The following is a 22,147-nucleotide window of genomic DNA, read 5'->3' on the forward strand; positions in this document are numbered from 1 at the left end:
GAATGACCCAGCGTGTGATCCACCGGCCCGCCCGCAGCACCCGTCCGCTTCCCCCCGCCTCCCCGCGCACCGTAGAGCCACCGCCCAACCTGCCCGAGGGCAAGATCGGCAATGCGGCGACCACGATGCTGCCGCTGGCCGGCGTCATGAGCTCGGTCGTGATGATGACCGTCATCCGCAACAGCCAGTTCGCCGCGCTCGGTGCCATCGTCCTGGTCTTCGCCCTGCTGGGGGCCGTTGCCCTCTTCTGGTCCCAGCGCGGCAAGGCGCAGCGCACGCGCCGCACGCAACGGGAACGGTACCTGGAGTACCTGGAAGAGCTCCGCGAGGAGTTCGGGCGGCTGGAGCGGGAGCGCCGTCAGGGGGCGCGGGTGCTGAATCCGCCGCCGGAGGCGCTGTACGACATCGTGCGGGATCCGGCGCGGCTGTGGGAGCGTCGTCGGCTGGACGGTGATTTTCTCCGGGTGCGGGTGGGCGTCGGCGAGGTGCCGGTGCAGGAGCTGACGGTGGGGCAGCATTCGGGCAGCGTTCTGACCCCGCCGGACCCGTTCATGCTGAACGAGGCCCGTGCGCTGCTGGGCCGCTTCGCAATCGCCACCGACTTTCCGCTCACGGTGCCGCTGGACCGGGCGGGCGATGTGTCGATCGTCGGCGACCGTGAGGGCGTACTGCGCGTTGCCCGAGCGCTGCTGCTCCAGGCCGCCGTGGCCCACGCGCCGGACGACCTCGCCGTGGGCTTCGCGTTCCCCGCGGAGCGGGAGGAGGACTGGTCCTGGGGCAAATGGCTGCCCCACGTGCTGGACACGGACGAGGGTGATGGTCCGGTGGCTGCCCGCCGTATCGCGGCCGGCCTGCCGCAGCTGTCCAAACTGCTGCCCACAGAATTGCGACGCCGCGCCTCGTACGCCGCCGAGGTACGACGCGGTCTGTCCGACCGGAACGCGCTACAGCTCACCGACCGGCTCCTCGTGATCAGTGACGCGTACGGGGAGGCGGCCTGTGAGCTGCCGCGTCCGGACGAGGCCGTGGCCCTGCGCGACATGGGCGTCACCGTGCTGCACCTGTTGGAGCGGCAAGTCCACGAGCCGGACCAGGTGAGTGTGCGCATCACCGTCGACGGTGAGCGGATCGAGGTCGAAGACTTGCGCACGCCGGAACCCGTACGCGCGACGGGCACCGTGGATGCCGTCACGCTCCCGGGTGCGGAAGGTCTGGCGCGCGAGCTCGCGCCGCTGAGGCTGTCGGCCACGTCCGCGCCCGAGGGCGCTCCCGTGGCCGGGCCGGTGGACTTCCCCGAACTGCTCGGCATCGACGACCCGGCCGCGCTGGACCTGGACCGGCTGTGGGCGCCGCGAGGCGAGCGGGCCTTCCTGCGCGTGCCGATCGGGCTCAGCGACCGCCACGAGCCCGTACTCCTCGATGTGAAGGAGTCCTCGGAACTGGGCATGGGCCCGCACGGGCTGTGCGTGGGGGCCACCGGCTCCGGTAAGAGCGAGCTGTTGCGCACCCTCGTCCTCGCCCTCGTCACCACCCACCCGCCCGAGGACCTGGCGCTGGTGCTGGTCGACTACAAGGGCGGCGCCACCTTCGCGCCGTTCGAGGATCTGCCCCATGTCGCCGGTGTGATCACGAACTTGGAGAACCAGGCGGGGCTGGTCGAGCGGGTGCACACGAGCCTGGCCGGAGAGGTCAAACGCCGCCAGCAGGTACTCAAGGACGCCGGGAACGTCGCCGACATCGGCCACTACGCGGCGCTGCGCGCGACGCGACGGCCGGAGCTGGAGCCGCTGCCGCATCTGTTCGTGGTCATCGACGAGTTCGGCGAACTGCTCACCGCAAAGCCCAACTTCATCGACCTGTTCTTGTCGATCGGCCGCATCGGCCGGTCGATCGGGGTGCACCTGCTGCTGTCCAGCCAGCGCATCGAAGGCGGCAAGCTCAAGGGCCTGGACACCTATCTGTCCTACCGTCTGGGCCTGCGCACCTTCTCCGCCGACGAGAGCCGCACGGTCCTCGACACCACCGACGCCTTCCACCTGCCGCCGCTCCCGGGCTTCGGCTATCTCAAGGTCGACACCTCGACCTACGAGCGTTTCAAAGCGGGCTACGTCTCCGGCGGCTACCGAGGCCCATCCCTGCGCAAGCCCCAGGACGACGAACCGCTCGCCCTGCCGTACCCGACCTTCAACACCCAACAAGCGCCGGAGCACGTGACCGCTCCCGAGCTCGAGAGCACCAAACGGGACACCGGACCCACCGTGCTGTCGGTGATGGTCGACCAACTACGCGGGGCTGCAGAGCCGGTACGCCGCATCTGGCTGCCGCCCCTGCCGGAGGCCATCACCCTCGACGCCGCGGCCGGGCCGGTCCAGGCATCGGACCGCGGCCTGCACCTCACCAGACGCCCAGACCACATGCGGGTGCCGCTCGGTGTCCTCGACGATCCGGCCAGGCAGTGGCAGGACCAGTGGCTGCTGGACCTGACCGTCGCGGGCGGACACGCGGCGATCATCGGCGGCCCGCAGTCCGGCAAGACCACCCTGCTGCGCACCCTCGCCCTGTCCCTCTCCCTGACCCACACCCCCCGCGAGGTCGCCGTTTACGGACTGGACCTGGCTGGCGGCGGACTCAGCGCCCTCACCGACCTGCCGCACGTCGGCGGCATCGCCGGACGCTCCGACCACGAACGAGCCACCCGCGCCGTCGCCGAAGTCCGCGCCATGCTGAACGAGCGCGAACAGCTCTTCCGCGACCACGGCATCGACTCCATCGCCCAACTCCGCACCCTGCGCGCCCAGGGCCGCCTGCTCGGGCTCTCCTCCACCGACATCGTGCTGCTCATCGACGGCTTCGGCGCGCTGCGCGACGAATTCGCCGACCTCGAGGACGCCATCACCGACCTGCTCAAGCGCGGCAGCGGCTACGGCATCCACGTGGTAGCCGGGATGCTGCGCTGGAACGACGTACGCATCGCCACCCAGTCCATGTTCGGCACCCGCGTCGAACTGCGGCTGAACGACCCCGCCGACTCCAGCATCGACCGCAAACTCGCCGAAACCCTCACCTCCGACACCCCGGGACGGGCCCTGACCGACGCGAAACTCTTCGCCCAGGTCGCCCTGCCCCGCATCGACGCCCACCCGGCAACGGGCGACCTCGCCGCCGCCCTCGAAGAGGCCGCACGCACGGTCCGCGCCACCTGGCACGGCGAACTCGCCTCCCCCGTACGCGTCCTGCCCAGCCGCCTTCCCCTGACGAAACTCCCCTCGCCCGCCATCGAACCCTCACGGATCCCCATCGGCCTCGACCAGGACGCCCTCGCCCCCGTACACCTGGACCTCTTCGCGCACGACCAGCACCTGCTGATCCTCGGCGACAACGCATGCGGCAAGACCAACCTCCTGCGGCTCATCGCCCGGCAGCTCACCGACCGCTACACGGACGACGAACTCGTCTTCGCCGTCTTCGACCCCCGTCGGGGACTGCGCGGAGTCATCCCCGAGCCCTACCGAGGCGGCTACGCCCACAACCCCAAGCTCTCCGCAGCCCTCACCACGGGCATCGCCAAGGAACTCGACAAGCGCCTGCCGGACGCAACGGTCGACCACGACGCCCTCGCCGACGAACCCGCCTTCAGCGGGCCACGCATCGTCATCCTCGTCGACGACTACGACATCCTCACCACCGCAGGGCAACAGCCCCTGGCCGGCTTCCTGCCCTACGTCCCCTCCGCCCAGGACATCGGACTGCACTTCGTCATCGCCCGCCGCGTCGCCGGATCCTCCCGAGCCCTGTACGAGCCACTGCTGACCACCCTGCGGGAGACCGGGACCGCCGCCCTCGTCATGACCGGCGACCGCACCGAGGGCCAGCTCTTCCCCGGCCTCTACGCCTCGGCCCAGCCACCCGGCCGCGGCACCCTGGTCCGCCGCGGCCGCCCCCACCAGCTCGTCCAGACCGCCCTCGCACCCGAGACCACCCCCGCCACCACCCCGGACCACGCCACGTGACCAAGGACGTCATCGCCCTCACCCCGACCATGCCCGACGTCCGCACCCTGCTGGCCGGGCTCTACGCGGGCGGCCCCGACGTGCGCGTACGCACCGCCGCCGACGGCGCCGTCGTCCAGCTCTGCACCCCGGACGGAAGCACCCTCGTCTCCATCGAGGCCCCCATCCTCATCCACACCCCCGGCGAACCGGCCCGCCTCCTCGGCACCGCAACCACCGGCCCGGACACCCCTGTCTGGTGGACCGAAGCACGCGCCACCACCGCCGTACCCGAGGCCGGAGCGCTCGCCGGCTCCTTCGCCGGACGCCTCGCCACCGTCCTGGGCGGCACCACCTGGCCACCGGAAGCGGCAACCACCGACGTCATCCCCCTCACCACCGACACCACAACAGTCCCCGCCAACACCGCCCCCCACCCAGCCATAGACGTCCTGACCGACACGACAGCGGTCGTCCTCCAGGACCGTCCCGTCATCCCCATGACGAGCTGGCTCTCCGACGCCCTGCGCACCGCCATCACCAGCGACCGCGCCCTCCACATCGTCACCCCCAACACCGCCCGCCTCACCCTCCCCACCCGCAACGCCCTGGGCGGACACCCCCACCGCTGGGTCGTCCAAGACCCACAAGAGGGCTACTACGACGGCCTCTCCGGCGCCGTACTGCGCTGGCACAACGGCACCTTCACCCCCACCCACACCACACCCGGCACCACGCCCGTCGCACCAGCCTTCACCAACACCCCGCACACCGGCGACCGCCAACTCATCCTCGCCCTCCGCACCCGCCACCCCGCAGACGACCAACTCATCCTCGGCCGCGCCCTCGAAACCACCTGGCGCCACCTCACCGGCACCCCACCCGCCGGATGGAGCACGGCCGAGCCCGTCAACCTGCCCTGGTCCACCCGCCAACTGACCGACCTCGCCCGCCGACGCGCACCCCAACCCACCTCGCTGATCGCCATCGGCCACCTCGACTGCCCCGCTCTCGCCACCATCCGCATCGCCCGCACCACCGCCGGAGTCGAAGAAGACATCACCCTTACCCTCGGCTACGGCGAACACGAACCCCCGCCACTGGAGGCGATCCCCAGCCTGGCCGAGGCCCTCACCGCCGCCGACCACGGCCTGACCTCGATGCTCACCTCACTGCGCCACGGCCCACGCGACCTCACGATCCCCCCGCACATCGCGACACCCCCCAACCCCATCGCCCTCACCCTCGGCCCCGAAACCGTCCACGACATCGGCACCCACCACGCCCAGCACCCACCCCTCAACCTCACCCCCGTCCAACTCGGCCCCACCTCCCGTCCCGCCCTCCACTACCCCCTCGGCGACGGCACCAACGACCAGACCTGGACCACCCTTAAACGCCTCACCCAACACCTGCGCGCGGGAACCTGACCGACAGTCAGCCCCTCACACACGACCCACGACATGCTTGGACGCCCCTGGTTTCGCATGGTCTGTTGACGGCGTCAACGCATATGTGCGACTGTCGTTAGCGAGTTAAGGTGTACGCTTCGTGCGGGGCGTACACACCTTGCAAGTGATGGGTGACACGGGGAGGGGCAGTGGGCTTGGAGGCGGTCGACGGACGGTTCCGCATCACAGGGATCGTGGGGCGCGGGAACATGGGGGAGGTGCACCGGGCCCACGACCTTCAAGCGGCCCCCGACTCCCCACACCAGGAGGTCGCGGTCAAGACGGTGCTGCGTGCCCGGACCGGAGTCGCCGTCGACGCGTCGAGTCCGAACAAGGACGTCGACCGTTTCCGCCGCGAAGTGCGGATCATGCGCATGCTCTCCCAGGGGCACCCCAATCTCACCCTGCTGATCGGCGGTGGTGTGGATCGGACACCGGGCGGCAGCGGCCTGCCCTACCTGGCCATGGAACTCCTGGACGGCCATCCGCTCGCGGACCTCATTGACGAAGAGCCTCAGCTGCCCGTTTCATGGGTCGCCGCCATCGGGGCGCAGATCGCCGCTGGTCTCGCCGCCGCCCACACCGCCGGGGTCGTCCACCGCGATCTGAAGCCGGCCAACGCGATGCTGACCCGCGACGGCACCGTCAAGATCCTCGACTTCGGCATGGGCTCGGTCGTCGACGACCCCGACCAGACGCGGCTGACGAGTACAGGCGTCAGCGTCGGCACGGCCCGGTACATGGCACCCGAGCAGTTCCGTGCCGAGCGGGTCTCCGCACCGGCCGACCTCTACGCGCTCGGCTGCATCCTGTACGAGCTGCTGATCGGACGGCCGCCCTTCTCCGCCAGAACCCCCTACGAGCTCTCCGAACAGCACCAGCACGAGAAGCCGCCGCGGCTCACCCTGGTGCGCCCGGACCTGCCCCCCGAGCTGGTCCGGCTGGTGGGCCGCCTTCTGGAGAAGGACGCCGAACTACGGCCCGAGAATGCTGCCCTTGTGCATGAGGCGCTGGTCCCGCTCGCGCTCGCATCGGACGATACCGCTGCCCTGCTGGCTCCGCACTGGCAGGTGATGGACCCGGTGGCACGGCTGCGTGCCCTGCTGCCCGAACCTGCCCCGGCCGCTCCCGCACCCATGCCGCGCAGGGAGCCGCGCCTGCCCGAGGCGATGGACGTCTTCGGTATCCACGCCGATCTGGTCAGCGAGTACGAGGACTTCACCAAGAGCGCCACGGTGATCCGGGACGCCCGGATCGAGGACTTCGTCGATGCCGACCTGGCGGCGAAGTCGCAGTGGCCCGACCCGTGGCTGTCGCTCAACCCGTTCTTCGCCGACGGCGGCCAGGTCACCGACCTCGTGCGGGACCACGTGCTGCATCCGAAGTGCGCGGAGATATTCCAGGCCGGCAAGAAGGAGACCTCGCTACGCCCGGACGGTCGGCCCCTGACCTTCCATCTCCACCAGCGGCAGGCAATCGAGGCCGCGCAGGCGGGCGACTCCTATGTGCTCACCACGGGCACCGGTTCGGGGAAGTCGCTGTCGTACATCGTCCCGATCGTGGACCACGTGCTGAAGGAGCGCCAGGCGGCGGGGCCGGACGCGGGTGCCCGGGTGCGCGCGATCGTCGTCTACCCGATGAACGCGCTGGCCAACTCCCAGCTGGGGGAGTTGGAGAAGTACCTGCGCCACGGATTCGGGAAGGGCCGGGAGCCCGTCACCTTCGCCCGCTACACCGGCCAGGAGTCCGATGAGGACCGCCGGGCGCTGCGCAAGAACCCTCCGGACATCCTGCTGACCAACTACGTGATGCTGGAGCTGATGCTGACCCGGCCGGACGACCGGTCCAGCCTCATCCGCATGGCCGAGGGGCTGCAGTTCCTCGTCTTCGACGAGCTGCACACCTACCGGGGCCGGCAGGGCGCGGACGTGGCGTTCCTGATCCGCCGGGTGCGCGAGGCATGCCGCGCGTCCGCGACCCTGCAGTGCATCGGCACCTCGGCGACCATGTCCACCGAGGGTTCCTGGGAGGACCAGCAGCGCGAGGTGGCCCGGGTCGCCGGCCGGCTGTTCGGTACGACGGTGCTGCCGAAGCGGGTCATCGGCGAGACCCTGGTCCGGGCGACCGAGGAGGCCCCCGAGACCGTGCCCGCCGAGCGGCTGCGGGTGCCGGCGGCACCCCGCTCGTACGAGGCACTGACGAAGGACCCACTGGCCCGCTGGGTGGAGTCCCGCTTCGGTCTGGAACGCGAGGAGGGTACGGGGCGGTTGCGCCGCTGTGCCCCGGGCACCGTCGAGGAGGCGGCGGCCGAGCTGAGGGCGCGGTCCGGGGTGCCTGAGGAGAGCGTGCGCGAGGCGATCCGGACGACCCTGGAGGCGGGGGCGCAGGCCAAGCATCCGGTGACGGAACGGCCGCTGTTCGCGTTCCGGCTGCACCAGTTCCTCTCCAAGGGCGACACCGTCTACACGACACTCGAGGATCCGCTCACCCGGCCGCTCACCCGCACCTACCAGCTGGAGTACCCGGACAGCGACGGCAAGCCGCTGTTCCCGCTGGCGTTCTGCCGTGAGTGCGGCCAGGAGTACCTGACCGTCTGGCGCACCGAGGACGGCGGCGCGTTTGGTTACGAACCGCGCCGGGACACCTCCGCCTCCGGGGGCCGCCAGGGCGAGGGCTACCTGTACCTGGGTATGCCCGGAGAGGACTACGAGTGGCCGGCCGACCCGCAGAAGGCCGTGGACGACCGGCGGCTGCCGGAATCGTGGCTGGAGCCGGACGCGCAGGGCGTGACGGTCGTCAAGAAGTCCTACCGGCCGCGTCTGCCCAAGCGCGTCGTCGTGGACGCCCACGGGAACGAGTCGGGCGAGGGGCTGGTGGCGGCGTTCGTCCCGGCGCCGTTCCTCTTCTGCGTGCACTGCCAGGTCTCCTACGAGCAGACCCGCGGCCGGGACTTCGCCAAGCTGGCCACGCTCGACCAGGAGGGGCGTTCCTCGGCGACCTCGCTGATCTCCGCGTCGATCGTGAAGTCCCTGCGGGCGGTGCCGGAGGAGAGTCTGGGCAAGGAGGCGCGCAAGCTCCTCACCTTCGTCGACAACCGGCAGGACGCCTCCCTGCAGGCCGGACACTTCAACGACTTCGCTCAGGTGACCCAGTTACGTGGCGCCCTCTACCAGGCCGCGGTGCGCGCCGGTGACGAGGGGTTGCGCCACGACGACCTGGCGGAGGCCGTCACCGAGGTGATGGGCCTGACGCCCCGCGAGTACGCGGCGGGCACCGACCTGCCCCCGTCCATGGAGCGCCGGGCCACCAAGGCCTTCCGGGACGTCGTGGGATACCGCCTCTACCGTGATCTCGAGCGCGGTTGGCGCATCACGATGCCGAACCTGGAGCAGACGGGGCTGCTGCGGATCGACTACGAGGACCTGGACTGGATCGCCGCCCACCCCGAACGCTGGCAGTCCGCGCACGCCGCTCTGCGCGACGCCGATCCTGCACTGCGGCAGGAGATCGCCCGGACGCTGCTCGACTTCATGCGGCGCGCCCTCGCCATCGATGTGCAGTACTTCCGCGACGACTTCGACACCTTGCAGCGGGCGAGCGAAGAGCGTCTGACCGGGCCATGGGTGCTCAGCGAGAGCGACCGGCCCGCGGTCGGCACCGCCTACCCTTACGGCTCGCGGCCGGGGATGGAGCGGACCGCGCAGTTCCTGTCGGCCCGCGGCAAGTTCGGCAAGTACCTGCGGCGGAACGTGCCCGACCTGCGCGCCGCGACCCTGGACGACGTCCAGTCCGTCATCGAGGACTTGCTGAAGGTGCTGCGCGACGCCGACCTGGTGCGCGAGGTGGACGCGACCCCCGAGCAGTCCGGGCCGGCCTACCGCCGCCGTGCGGCTCAGAAGCGCACCGGTTACCGGGTGTCGGCCGCCGCGCTGATCTGGCGGGCGGGGAACGGTGAGCGGGGCGCGATCGATCCCCTGGCGCGCACCTACACCAGCGGCGAGGGCCCGCGCGTCAACCCGTTCTTCCGTGACCTGTACCGCACCGCGGCCGCCGAGCTGGCCGGTCTGTACGCGCGGGAGCACACCGCGCAGGTCACCCCGGAGGACCGGCTGGAGCGCGAGCGGCTGTTCCGCGACGCCGAACTGCCGCTGCTGTACTGCTCGCCGACGATGGAGCTGGGCGTGGACATCTCCTCGCTCAACGCGGTGATGATGCGCAATGTGCCGCCGACCCCGGCGAACTACGCGCAGCGCTCGGGCCGGGCGGGCCGTTCCGGTCAGCCCGCGCTGGTGACGACGTACTGTGCGACGGGCAACAGCCACGATCAGTACTACTTCCGCCGTTCCCAGGACATGGTGGCGGGGCAGGTGGCCCCGCCGCGTCTGGATCTGGCCAACGAGGATCTGGTCCGCTCACATCTCCAGGGCATCTGGCTGGCGGAGACCGGGATGAAGCTCGGCACGGCGATACCCGAGGTCGTCGACGTCGCCTACGACCCCGACGGAGACGACCGCCCCGACCCCCAGATGCCGCTGCCCCTTCTCCCGGACATCCTTGGCGCGTCCCTGGACGAGGACGCCCGCAGGCGCGCGGCCGCCACCGCCCGTACCGTCCTCGCCCCGCTGATCGCGGAATTCGAGTCGACCACCTGGTGGTACGACGAGTGGATCGAGGACCGGATCGAGCGGGCCCCGGAGAGGTTCGACGCCTCCTTCGACCGGTGGCGGGATCTGTTCCGGGCGGCGGTCATCGACCAGTACGAGCAGAACAAGCGCGTCGTCGACCACACCCTCTCCCAGGGCGAGCAGAGCCGGGCGCGCTCGCGCCGGCGGGAGGCGGAGACGCAGACGAACCTCCTGCTGAACCGCTCCGCCGACAGCAAGTCGGTGATGAGCGACTTCAATCCGTACCGCTATCTCGCGTCCGAGGGGTTCCTGCCCGGTTACAGCTTCCCGCGGCTGCCGCTGGCCGCGTACATCCCGCGCTCCGGCAACCGCCGCAATGCCGACGGCGACTATCTGCAGCGTCCCCGCTTCCTCGCGATCCGCGAGTTCGGCCCGGGAGCGCTCATCTACCACGAGGGCGCCCGCTATCAGGTCACCCGGGTGCAGCTGCCGCCGGACGCATCGGGCGAGCTGGCGACGGCGGAGGCCCGCCGCTGCGACGGCTGCGGCTACCACTACGCCGTCAAGCCCGGCTCCGACACGTGCACGATGTGCGGGGCGGAGCTGTACGGCAAGCGCACCGGCCTGCTCCACCTGCACACCGTGTACACCACGCCGCGCGAGCGGATCTCCTCCGACGAGGAGGAGCGTCGCCGGGCCGGTTTCCGTCTGGAGACCTCGTACGCCTTCCAGGACCACGGTGCCCGCAAAGGGCGCCTCACCTCGCATGTCGCCGACGCCGACGGGGCGCCCGTCCTCGACCTCGACTACGGCGACTCCGCGACCGTCCGCATCACCAATCTCGGCCGTGTCCGCGACAAGGAGGGCGAGCCGGACGGCTACTGGCTGGACCTGGGCGACGGCCGCTGGCTCAACGACCGGGCCGCCGCGGACGCCATCGAGGGCACCGGCATGCCGGTGGTCGACGAGGACGGCAACGAGAAGCGCCGCAAGAAGCGGGTCCTGCCCTTCGTCGAGGACCGCCGCAACATCCTCGTGGTCACCCTGGAGGAGCCGCTGCCCGAGCCGGTGGCGTGGTCGTTCCTGTACGCGCTGGAGCGGGGCATCGAGGCGGCGTTCGAGCTGGAGGACTCCGAGCTGACCGCGGAGTTGCTGCCGCCGGAGGACGGTCCGCGCCGGCGCATGCTGTTCACGGAGGCCGCAGAGGGCGGCGCCGGTGTGCTGCGCCGCATCCAGCACGACAAGCACGCCCTCGCCAAGGCCGCCCGGACGGCACTGGAGATCTGCCACTTCGACCCGGAGACCGGCGACGACGAGGGCGGGCCCGCGGACGGCGAGAAGTGCGCCCGCGGCTGCTACGCCTGCCTGCTGACCTACGCCAACCAGACACACCACCGCCAACTCAACCGGCACGCCGCCCGCCCGCTGCTGGTGCGGCTGTCCGGCGCCCGCACCGAGCGGGAGGACCGCGGCGAGTCCCGAAGCGAACGCTTCCGCAGGCTCGCTCCGGCCGACGCGTCCCCGAGCGCCCAGCCGACCCCGGCGGAGGCGGATCTGGCGGCCCTTGTCGCGCAGGGTGACCTGCTCGGCTGGCTGAGGGCGAAGGGCTACCGGCTGCCGGACGAGGCCGGCGTCCTCGTCCCGGAAGCCGGAGCGTGCCCCGATCTCGTCTTCCGTCTGGAGGGGGCCAGCGTCGCCGTGTTCGTCGACGCCCCCGGCCAGAGGCCCGACTCCACCCGCGACATCGATGCCGGGTACCGCCTGGAGGAGGCCGGCTGGGACGTCGTGCGCTTTCCCACGGATGCGGACTGGGACGCCGTCGTCGAGCACAACGCCTCCTACTTCCACCTGCGTTGACCGCCGCACCCTCTTTCGATCCCAAGGAACTGAGACAGCTCATGAGCCTCACGTACACAGCCGGCTCCCTGGTCGCCGCCCGTGGCCGGGAATGGGTGGTGCTGCCCGAGAGCGCCCCCGACATGCTGGTGCTGCGCCCCCTGGGCGGGAGCGAGGACGACATCGCGGCCGTCTTCCCCTCCTTCGAGGAGGTGCGCCCGGCCGAGTTCGCGGCGCCGAGCCCGGCCGACCTGGGCGACCAGCGGGCCGCCGGTCTGCTGCGCACGGCGCTGCGCATCGGGTTCCGGTCGGGTGCGGGCCCGTTCCGTTCGCTGGCGTCGATCGCTGTGGAGCCCCGGGCCTACCAGCTGGTTCCGCTGCTGATGGCGTTGCGGCAGCGCACCGTGCGGCTGCTGATATCGGACGATGTGGGGATCGGCAAGACGGTCGAGGCGGGGCTGATAGCCAAGGAACTGCTGGCGCAGGGGGAGGCGACCCGGTTAGCCGTGCTCTGCTCTCCGGCGCTGGCCGAGCAGTGGCAGGGCGAGCTGCGGGAGAAGTTCGGCATCGACGCCGAGCTGGTCCTGGCCTCCACGGTGACACGACTCGAGCGCGGCCTGGAGCTGGGCCAGTCCCTGTTCGACAAGCACCCCTACACCATCATCTCGACGGACTTCATCAAGTCGACCCGGCACCGCGAGGACTTCATACGGCACTGTCCCGACCTGGTGATCGTCGACGAGGCCCACACCTGCGTGGCCGCCGACGACACCGCGCAGGGCGGCACCTCGTCCGCCGCGAACCAGCTCCGGTACGAGCTGCTGCGCAGGATCTCCGCCCAGACCGACCGGCACCTGCTCCTGCTCACCGCGACCCCGCACTCCGGCAAGGAGTCCGCGTTCCGCAACCTGCTCGGCCTGGTGCGGCCCGAACTCGCGACGCTGGACCTGGAGCCCGCGACGGGGCGAGCAAAGCTTGCCGAGCATTTCGTGGCCCGCAAGCGCGCCGACGTCCGCGACTACCTCACCAAGGAGGACGGTCTCGCCGACGACTCCCTCGCCGAGCGCACCGCCTTCCCGTCCGACCGCTGGACCAAGGACGAGCCGTACAAGCTGACGCCCGCCTACCGGGCGCTGCTCGACGACGCCATTGCCTATGCGCGGGACCGCGTCACGGCGGCCGGGGAGCAGGGCAAGCGGGAGGCCCGGATCGCCTGGTGGTCCGTGATCGCGCTGCTGCGCTCGATGGTGTCCTCACCCGCGGCCGCGGCGCAGACCCTGAAGACGCGGTCGGAGTCCGCCACCGCCCGCACCGCGCAGGAGGCCGACGCGCTGGGCGCCCCGGTGGCCGCCGACTCCGCCGAGAACGACCGGCTGGAAGGCATGGACGTCGCGCCGGGCGCCGCCGAGTCGGAGGAGGCGGGCGCCCGGCTGCTCGAACTCTCCCGGCGGGCGGCGCAGTTGGTGGGGCCGTCCGAGGACGCGAAACTCAAGGCGCTCACCCGGCATCTGAAGGGCCTGATCGCCGACGGCTACCACCCGATCGTCTTCTGCCGTTACATCCCCACCGCCGAGTACCTCGCCACCCAGCTCGAGGGCAAGCTCGGCAAGAAGACGAAGATCGCCGCGGTGACCGGTACCCTGTCCCCGCAGCAGCGTCTGGAGCGCATCGAGCAGCTCGCCGCCGAGTCCGCCGGTTCTGCCGAGGGGGCCGGTGACCCAGCCGTCCGCCGTGTCCTGATCGCCACCGACTGTCTCTCCGAGGGCGTCAACCTCCAGCACTACTTCGACGCCGTCGTCCACTACGACCTGGCCTGGAACCCCACCCGCCACGACCAGCGGGAGGGCCGCGTCGACCGGTACGGGCAGAAGCGCGACCAGGTCCGTGTCATCACCATGTACGGCGAGGACAACGGCATCGACGGCAAGGTCCTGGAGGTGCTGTTCAGGAAGCACCGGCAGATCAAGAAGGACCTCGGCATCTCCGTCTCCGTCCCCGACGAGACCGCCTCCGGCGTCACCGACGCGGTGGTGGAGTGGCTGCTGCTGCACGGACGGCAGGGCAGCCAGGAGAGCCTGTTCGACTTGGACGGCCACCAGGAGTCGTTCGACCGCATCGAGCGCGAGTGGAACTCGGCCGCCGAGCGGGAGAAGACCTCCCGCTCCAAGTACGCCCAGCGCGCCATCCATCCGGAGGAGGTGGCGCGCGAGGTGGCCGCCGTACGGGCCGCGCTCGGCGGCGCCGACGAGGTGCGCGATTTCGCCCTGGAGGCGCTGCGCGACCTGGACGCGCTGGTCCGCGACCCGCGCGACGGCACCGGCGACTTCACCGCCCAGCTCGGCGGCGCCCCGGCCGGCCTGCGCGATGCCCTCGCCGCAACCCTCGGCGGACGGCTGATCGAGGAGGACCGGGAGATCCCCTTCCGTACGACACCGGCGATCGCCCGCGGCGAGGCCGCGCTGGTCCGCACCGACCCGGCGATCGGCGCCATCGCCTCGTACGTCCTGGACTCGGCGCTCGACGCGAACACCCCGGGTCCCCGCCCGGCCCGCCGCTGCGGGGTGGTCACCACGGACGCGGTCACCATCCGCACCACGCTCCTGCTGGTGCGCTACCGCTTCCACCTCACCCTGCCGTCCCGCACCGGCGAGCGACAGCTGGTCGCGGAGGACGCCCGGCTGCTCGCCTACGAGGGGATGCCGTCGCGCGCCCGCTGGCTGGACGACGACGCGGCCGCCGCGCTCCTCGCGGCTCGCGCCACCGCCAACACCCACGAGCAGCTGGCCCGCAACCAGATCACCCGCGCGCTGGACGGCCTGCCGGGCCTGTCCGCCCACCTCACCGAGTACGGCACCCGCCTGGCCGCAGAACTCGACGCCTCGCACCGGCGCGTGCGCAAGGCCAACGAGGAGATCGTCCGCGGCCTGAAGGTCGTCCCGCAGGAGCCCGCCGATGTCCTCGGCGTGTACGTCTACCTGCCGCAGCCCGCCTCTACCGTGTCCGGAGCCGAAGCCTGATGTCCGCCGCCACCCGCACCGCCCTGGCCTTCACCGCCGTCACCACGGTCGGCGGACTGCTTCCCGCCGACATGCTCCTGCGCATCGCCGAGGCGCGGAACCTGCCGGGCACCAAGTCCGCCGACTACGGTCTGCCCGCGTCAGTCCCTGTGCGGGACGAGGCCGAGCGCGCCTGGGAGTACCTCAAGCCGCTCTGGCGCGACCTGCGCGCCGCCCTGCCCTCCGACCCGGCCACCGGCGCCCCCGCCGCCGACCCCACCGGCCGGGCCGGCACCGACTGGCTCGCCCAGCTCTTCCGCAAGCTGGACTTCGGCGCCCTGACGGAGGTCGGCGCGGCGGGCATACCCGCCGACTCCGACCCGGAGAAACGCTTCCTTGTCTCCCACCGCCACGGCCCGGCCCTGGTCCACCTGATCCCCTGGAACCAGGAACTCGACAAACGCCCGGCAGCGGGCCAGGTCCCGGCCCAGTCCATGCTCCAGGACTGCCTCAACCGCACCGAGGCCCACCTGTGGGCCGTCCTCACCAACGGCCGCCGCCTGCGTCTGCTGCGCGACTCCTCGTCCTTCTCCACCGCCGCGTACGTCGAGTTCGACCTGGAGGCGATATTCGACGGCGAGCTGTTCAGCGAGTTCGTGCTGCTGTACTGCGTGCTGCACGCGTCCCGGTTCGAGGTGGCGGAGGGGACGGCAGCTTCGGGGTGCTGGCTGGAGAAGTGGCGTACGGAGGCCGTCACGTCCGGGGCGCGAGCGCTGGACCAGCTCCGGTTGGGCGTGCAGAACGCGCTGACCGTGCTGGGTACGGGCTTCCTGCGCCACCCGGACAACGCCCGGCTGCGGGAGGACGTCGACCCGAAGGCGCTCCGGGATGCTCTGCTGCGGCTCGTCTACCGTCTGCTGTTCGTCTTCGTCGCCGAGGACCGGAACGCGTTGCTCGACCCGGAGGCCGATGAGCGGCAGCGGGACGCGTACGAGCGGTACTTCTCCTCGGCGCGGTTGCGTGAGCGGGCCCGGCGTCGTCAGGGCACGGCTCATGGTGACCAGTACGCGGCGCTGCGCATCGTCCTCGACGCCTTGGGTACGGAAGGTGGCCGTCCCGAGCTGGCCCTGCCGGGGCTGGGCGGTCTGTTCACGCACACGGACGCCGATGCCCCGCTGGACGGCCTGAAGCTGTCCAACGAGTCGCTGCTCGCCGCCGTACGGCACCTCGCCCAGGTCCGCGACCCGGGCGCGCGGCGCTGGCGGGCGGTCGACTACAAGCACCTTGACGCGGAGGAGCTGGGCTCGGTGTACGAGTCCTTGCTGGAGCTGGAGCCGAAGCACTCGGCGACGGACCGCAGCTTCGAGCTGATCGAGGTGGCGGGCAACAGCCGCAAGACGACAGGCAGTTACTACACCCCGTCCTCGCTCATCGAGTGCCTGCTGGACACGACGCTCGACCCGGTGATCAATGACGCCATCAAGCGGGGTGAGCAGCGAGCCACGGCGGCCGGCCGTCCCGACCCGACGGACGACATCGTCGATGAGCTGCTGTCCTTGACCGTATGTGACCCCGCGTGTGGATCAGGGGACTTCCTTGTCGCGTCGGCCCGCCGTATCGCCAAGCACGTGGCGTCCGTGCGTGAGCGAAACCCGGAGCCGACGGTCGACGCCATGCGTCACGCGTTACACGAGGTTGTCGCGCGCTGCGTCTATGGCGTCGATCTCAACCCGATGGCCGTGGAGCTGGCCAAGGTCTCCCTGTGGATCGAGGCCATGGAGCCGGGCAAGCCGCTCGGGTTCCTGGACGCCCATGTCAAGCACGGGAACGGCTTAATCGGTGCCACGCCGAAACTACTGGCGGAGGGTGTTCCGGACGACGCCTTCAAGCCGATCGAGGGCGACGACCGGAAGTACGCGTCCGGACTCGTCAAGCGCAACAAGGCCCAGCGGGGCGGCCAGGACGAGCTTCTGTTCGATGCGGATGTGCTGCCGGGCAACGAGCGCTACGCCGCCGAGCTGGCCCGCATCACCGCCGCCCCCGCCGACTCCTTGGAGCAGGTGCGGGCGCAGGAGTCCGCCTACCGGGCCTCAACGGGGTCGGCCGCGTACGTGCAGGACCTGCACGCTGCCGACGCGTGGTGCGCCGCGTTTGTGTGGCCCAAGCACGAGGGGGCGCCGGAGGCGCCGACGGATCAGGTGTTTCGGGCGCTGCGGGGGCGGGACCAGTCGCCTGTGCCGGATGCCACGCACGCCGAAATCCTGCGGCTTCGGGATGAGTACCGGTTCTTCCACTGGCACCTGGAGTTCCCGGAGGTTTTCGCCGTCCCGGAGTCGGGCGTCGGGGTTCAGGGGGGTACGGGTTGGGCCGGGGGGTTCGACGCGGTGGTGGGGAATCCGCCGTGGGAGCGCGTGAAACTCCAGGAGCAGGAGTTCTTTGCCCAGCGGGACCCCCGCATCGCCGAGGCCAAGAACGCCGCCGCGCGTAAGCGCCTCATCGCCGAGCTGCGCGACGACCGCGACGGTGCGCGCCTGTACGCCGAGTTCGGAGCCGCCAAGCGGCGGGCGGAGGGCGAGAGCCACTTCCTGCGCACCAGTGCGCGTTTCCCGCTGACGGGGCGCGGCGACATCAACACGTATGCGGTCTTCACGGAGACGGACCGCACACTGACGGGACCGCGCGGGCGGACGGGCGTGATTGTGCCGACGGGGATCGCGACGGATGCAACGACTCAGTTCTTCTTCAGAGACTTGATCACCAAGGGGCACCTTGCAGCGCTGTACGGCTTCGAGAACGAGGAGAAGATCTTCCCCGGAGTCGACCACCGCGTGAACTTCGCTCTGTTCTCCATGGTGGGTTCCGGCTCCCCCGACGAGCCGATCTCCATCGCCTTCCGGGTCCGTCAGACCGAGCAGATCCCGGAGCGCTCCTACCCCCTGACGGGCCGCGACATCCAGCTCCTCAACCCGAACACCGGCACATGCCCTGTCTTCCGCAGCCGTCGCGACGCCGAGATCACCCTGGGAATCTACCGCCGAGTGCCGGTTCTCATCGACGAGACAAAGAAGGCAAGCGGAAACCCCTGGGGCATCGCGTTCACGCGCATGTTCGACATGTCGAACGACTCTCACCTGTTCCGCCCCTCCGCCCAGTACGGCGAGACCTTGGACGATCTCCTCAAAGAAGGCTGGGCGCCCGACGGCAACGTCCTCTTCCGTGGTGAGGAGCGTCTGCTCCCGCTGTACGAGGCGAAGATGCTGCACTACTACGATCACCGCTTCTCCACGTACGAGAACGCCACGGAGAAGCAGCTTGCTGTGGGCACCCTGCCGCGTTTCACCGTGGAACAGCACGAGGATGCCTGCGCCGTACCGCTGCCCCGCTACTGGGTGCCGGAGCAGGATGTCCCGACTGGCGAAGTCGACAAGAACGGCCAACCCATCATGGAGCCAGGCGTCTGCAGCCGTCTGTCCGCCAAGGGTTGGGACCGGCAATGGCTCCTCGGTTGGCGTGACATCTGCCGAGCGAGCGATTCCCGGACTGCAATCACCGCGTTCCTGCCTTTGGCTGGCGTAGGTGACAAGTTCCTGCTGGAGCTCCCAGGGGTACCTCCGGCGCTCGTTCCGCTCTTGGGTGCCTGCCAATCGTCTTTTGTCTTCGACTACTCAAGCCGTCAAAAGCTCGGCGGCACCAGCATGAAGTACTTCACCTGGCGGCAGCTCCCCGTTCCAACCCCAGATTCCCTGAGGCCACACGCCGAGTTCGTCACCCCCCGGGTCCTCGAATTGGCCTACACCGCGACCGACATGGCCCCCTTCGCCCGCGACCTCGGTGACACCGGATCCCCGTTCCGCTGGGACGAAGAACGCCGTGCCGTGATCCGCGCAGAGCTGGACGCTCTCTTCTTCCACCTCTACGGCATCACCCGCGACGACACCGCGTACATCCTGGACACCTTCAATGTCACCCGCGACAACGACATCAAGGCACACGGCGAGTACCGCACCAAGAACCTGATCCTCGCCGAGTACGACCGGATGGCCGCCGCTGGCCTCACCCTGGAGACCCCGCTCACCGAGGGGGAGTTCGGTACCTACCGCTCCACTCTCACTCCGCCCCCCGGTCAGGGCCCCCGCCACGGCTGATCCGCCCCTCACCCAAGGAACCAACACCTCGTGGTGCGCCGAAGCCATACCAGTAACCCGCGCTCGGCCGTCGTTCTGACGTCGGGCGCGGACTGGGGTACGCGTGTCGCAGGGCAGCGGCGGGGGAGTGGGGCCGAGTTGCCGATGCCTCGGCGGCAGGTGGCGAAGGTCAAGGCGTTGCGGGAATCCCTCGGGCTGATAGGCGTGGCGATCAACGCCAAGCGCTGGGCTCAGGCGCGCTACATGCTCAGCCGGACACGGGCCTGGTCAACGCGCTGCCCGTCGACCAGACCATCAAGGAACGCAGGCAACTTGCCCTGCTACGGGCGAAGTTCAAAGCGAGCGGCACTCCCGCAGCCAAGCGCGCCGCGAAAACCAAGGCCGCTCCCGGGGTGCGGGCGGACGGCAAGAAGTCGGCCGCGGAACCCGCACCCCGGGAGGCTGCGCCGAAGTCGACTCCCGACCTCGGCGACCGCTACATCAACCGTGCCGCGCTCGGTTACGCCTCCGAGGCGCCCGACACGAAGCTCACGAACGACGCCCAGCCCTCGCGGCCCACAGCGAAGGGCGGGCGGGACAGGTCCTTCGAGTCCCTTACGTGAACGGCTCCTTCGGCTATCGCGACCTCCACGCAGCTGTCGCCCTCACTGCCGCTGTAGCTGGACTTGAACCAGGCAAGTTCCCTCGCGCCGCTGCTCATAGCTCTCCTCGCAGTCGCTCCAGCAGGACCCGGGATTCGTTGGGGTTCAGGGCCTGCGAGCGCAGTGTTTCATAGCGATGGCAGAGCACACTCACCTCTTTCGGGTCGGCGATGAGCCGCCCGTTCTTCTGCCCTTCGGCGTAGCCGAGCCGCCGCCCCTCCGGCGTCTCCAGAACCTGCACCGGACCATCCAGACACGCATGCAACCCCGCCTCCAGCGGAACCACTTGCAGCGTCACATTGCGCGGAGCGCTCCGCTCCAGCACGTGGTCCACCAGCCCCCGCATAGCCTCCGCATCCCCGAACCGCCGCCGGAACACATGCTCTTCGACGATGAAGCTGAACGGCACCTTCGGCCGGTCCCGCATCATCCGCTGCCGCTCCATCCGCGCCGCGAGCTGCTCCTCCAGCTCCTCGTCCGTCCGCAGCGGGATCGTGCCCTCGAACACCGCCCGCGCGTACGCCTCCGACTGCAACAACCCCGGCACCAACCGGCACTCGTACGTGCACAGGCTCACCGCCTCCCGCTCCAGCCGTGCCCACCGCCGGAACCAGGCGGCGAGCCCCACCTCACCCCGGGTGAGATGGCGGGCGGCCCTGCGCAGCGCACCCGTGTTGCCGGTCGCCTCCTCCGCGCGCTCCACGAACGCCTGGTCCGGCATGCGGCGGCCCAGCTCCACCGACTCCACGGTGTGCTTGGAGTACTGGACGACGGCGGCGAGTTCACACCGGCTGAGCCCCGCGTGTTCGCGTAAGGCCTGGACGACCGCGCCGAAGGTGCGCAGACTGTCCGAGGGCTGGGGTTCCCGCTCGACTTCTCCCGCCGGAGCCGTCCGGCCACCCCCACCCGTGGCCGCCTCCGTTTCGACGATGCCCATCCGCCGCCCCTTTCTCCAGCCCCCTCGGGCCCGCACACGTTCAGCCCCAGCGTGGCGGCCGAGCATGCGTACCGTCCACTCCATGTGCCCGTACGCTGACTCAGCGTACGTGATGTGAGCCTCGCCACAGGCCGATACGTGCGCCACGCTGGCGCCATGAACCAACCCGCTCCCCAACCGGCTCCCCACGTCACCACCGCCCCGCTCACCTTCACGCAGCTGATCTCCCCAACGCGGCGCGGCGCTCGGCTCGCCCGGCTGCTCAGCGCCGATCAACTGCGGTCCTGGGGCGTCCCGCAGGACCTCACCAAACGTGCCGAGATCGTCGTCGCGGAGCTTGCCGCGAACGCCGTGCTCCATGGCAGCCTGCCCGGCCGCAGCTTTCGGCTGACCCTCACGTTCGACACCGCACCCGGCCGCCTTCGCGTCGACGTCACCGACTCGCGCGGGGAACAAGTGGCCGCTGGTCCGTCCCGCGAGCGCCGCGCCCGACGCATCGCTCCCCACCAGCGGGCGCGGCCTCTCGCTCGTCGCCGCGATCGCCGACCGCTGGGACACGCTCCCCTATCCGCCCAGCGGCAAAACGGTCCGCGCCCTCCTCACGACACCCGTTCCCCCGCTGCACCCGAACTGACGACGTTCCGTCGGACACGCGTCCTCAGTTTGCGAGCGGCTGCGCGGGCCTTCGCGTCTGCCATGGCGATGGGCCGCTTGCGGCTGCCCTCGGTCTGGACGTCTGTACGACACGGTTTTCGGCACCCACTGGTTCTGGGACTATTCCGGAAACCGACGTTACGCAGTTGAATCCCCCGATTCAGGGCCGAAGGGCACCTCGTCCCCGCGATCATCCTCGGCCCAGCTCGACGGGGGCTGTCCGAAGATGGCACGTGCGGACTTGATCGTCAGTCGCCCGAGGACATGGTTGCCGCCGGCGCCGAGTGCAGCACCGATTCCCAGTGGCACCTGTTTGCTCAGCACCAGGACCCCCTGCTGGGTCCCGTACTTGGTGACGAACCGTGGTCCCAGCACCTTGTTGACCCGGTTGATCGCGCTCATGGGGATCGCACCGACGATGCGCCGTGCCCAGTAGGGGCCGGTGCGCCCGATGGCTTTGTCCAGAACCCGCACCGCCCCGTCGCCGAGGAGGACGGTCAGGACCAGGAGCTTGCGTCGCTCGAAGTCCTCAGGATGTATGGCATGAACCTCGGCCAGCGACAGCGTGTACAGCACTGACGCCTCGGTGAAGACCATGGCATCGGCCAGAGCCGTCGGGATACCGGCGCCGGGCACGATCCCTGCCGCGCCGGACGCTCCTCCGGACGCGGTGATGCCGGCGAGGTAGTAACGGTCCAACCGACGAATCAACTCCTGTGGAGTCTCGCCGGAATAGACTCGCCGCAGGCGCTCGACATTCTTTCTCGCCAGCGGCTGCTGGGCGACCAACGCCTTGTCGAGAGCCTGCTGAAGCATGCTCTTGACGTCATCGGCCTTGCTCATGGAGGTTCTGGTCCTCTCGGATCGCGAGCG

Annotated in this window: 8 protein-coding genes and 1 pseudogene; 6 read left to right on the forward strand and 3 right to left on the reverse strand. The window is 70.3% G+C overall.

What is annotated here, in order from left to right:
• The first annotated feature begins 2 nt into the window (after nt 1-2).
• From eccCb to PS467_RS32530, 5 genes are all read left to right on the forward strand, one after another.
• Nucleotides 3-4,010 (forward strand): type VII secretion protein EccCb, encoded by a 4,008-nt coding sequence (gene eccCb / locus PS467_RS32510; RefSeq protein ID WP_311038207.1) that lies wholly within the window; start codon nt 3-5, stop codon nt 4,008-4,010.
• Nucleotides 4,007-5,419: a DUF6177 family protein gene (locus PS467_RS32515; protein WP_311038208.1), complete on the forward strand. Its 1,413-nt coding sequence runs from the start codon at nt 4,007-4,009 to the stop codon at nt 5,417-5,419. The genes eccCb and PS467_RS32515 overlap by 4 nt, the downstream gene beginning before the upstream one ends.
• A 170-nt stretch (nt 5,420-5,589) precedes the next feature.
• Nucleotides 5,590-11,922: a protein kinase domain-containing protein gene (locus PS467_RS32520; RefSeq protein WP_311038209.1), complete on the forward strand. Its 6,333-nt coding sequence runs from the start codon at nt 5,590-5,592 to the stop codon at nt 11,920-11,922.
• A gap of 41 nt (nt 11,923-11,963) precedes the next feature.
• Nucleotides 11,964-14,918 carry a DEAD/DEAH box helicase gene (locus PS467_RS32525; RefSeq protein WP_311038210.1) on the forward strand — a complete coding sequence of 985 codons (2,955 nt, stop codon included), beginning with the start codon at nt 11,964-11,966 and terminating at the stop codon, nt 14,916-14,918.
• A complete protein-coding gene (locus PS467_RS32530) occupies nt 14,918-19,042 on the forward strand; it encodes an Eco57I restriction-modification methylase domain-containing protein (RefSeq protein ID WP_311038211.1) in 4,125 nt (1,374 codons plus the stop codon). Before PS467_RS32525 ends, PS467_RS32530 begins: the two co-directional genes overlap by 1 nt.
• A 499-nt stretch (nt 19,043-19,541) precedes the next feature.
• Here PS467_RS32530 and PS467_RS32535 read toward each other — a convergent pair whose 3' ends face one another.
• Nucleotides 19,542-19,742 carry a DUF397 domain-containing protein gene (locus tag PS467_RS32535; protein ID WP_311038212.1) on the reverse strand — a complete coding sequence of 67 codons (201 nt, stop codon included), beginning with the start codon at nt 19,740-19,742 and terminating at the stop codon, nt 19,542-19,544.
• Nucleotides 19,739-20,620: a helix-turn-helix domain-containing protein gene (locus tag PS467_RS32540; RefSeq protein WP_311038213.1), complete on the reverse strand. Its 882-nt coding sequence runs from the start codon at nt 20,618-20,620 to the stop codon at nt 19,739-19,741. The genes PS467_RS32535 and PS467_RS32540 overlap by 4 nt, the downstream gene beginning before the upstream one ends.
• A 156-nt stretch (nt 20,621-20,776) precedes the next feature.
• Between PS467_RS32540 and PS467_RS32545 the strand changes: the two are divergent.
• Nucleotides 20,777-21,254, forward strand: a pseudogene (locus PS467_RS32545) (ATP-binding protein).
• Nucleotides 21,255-21,412: 158 nt separating this feature from the next.
• Here PS467_RS32545 and PS467_RS32550 read toward each other — a convergent pair.
• Complete coding sequence (locus tag PS467_RS32550; protein ID WP_311038214.1) at nt 21,413-22,117, reverse strand: hypothetical protein; 705 nt, start codon at nt 22,115-22,117, stop codon at nt 21,413-21,415.
• Between the last annotated feature and the right edge of the window lie 30 nt (nt 22,118-22,147).

Origin of the sequence: Streptomyces luomodiensis (assembly GCF_031679605.1) — a bacterium.
Classification (GTDB): domain Bacteria; phylum Actinomycetota; class Actinomycetes; order Streptomycetales; family Streptomycetaceae; genus Streptomyces; species Streptomyces luomodiensis.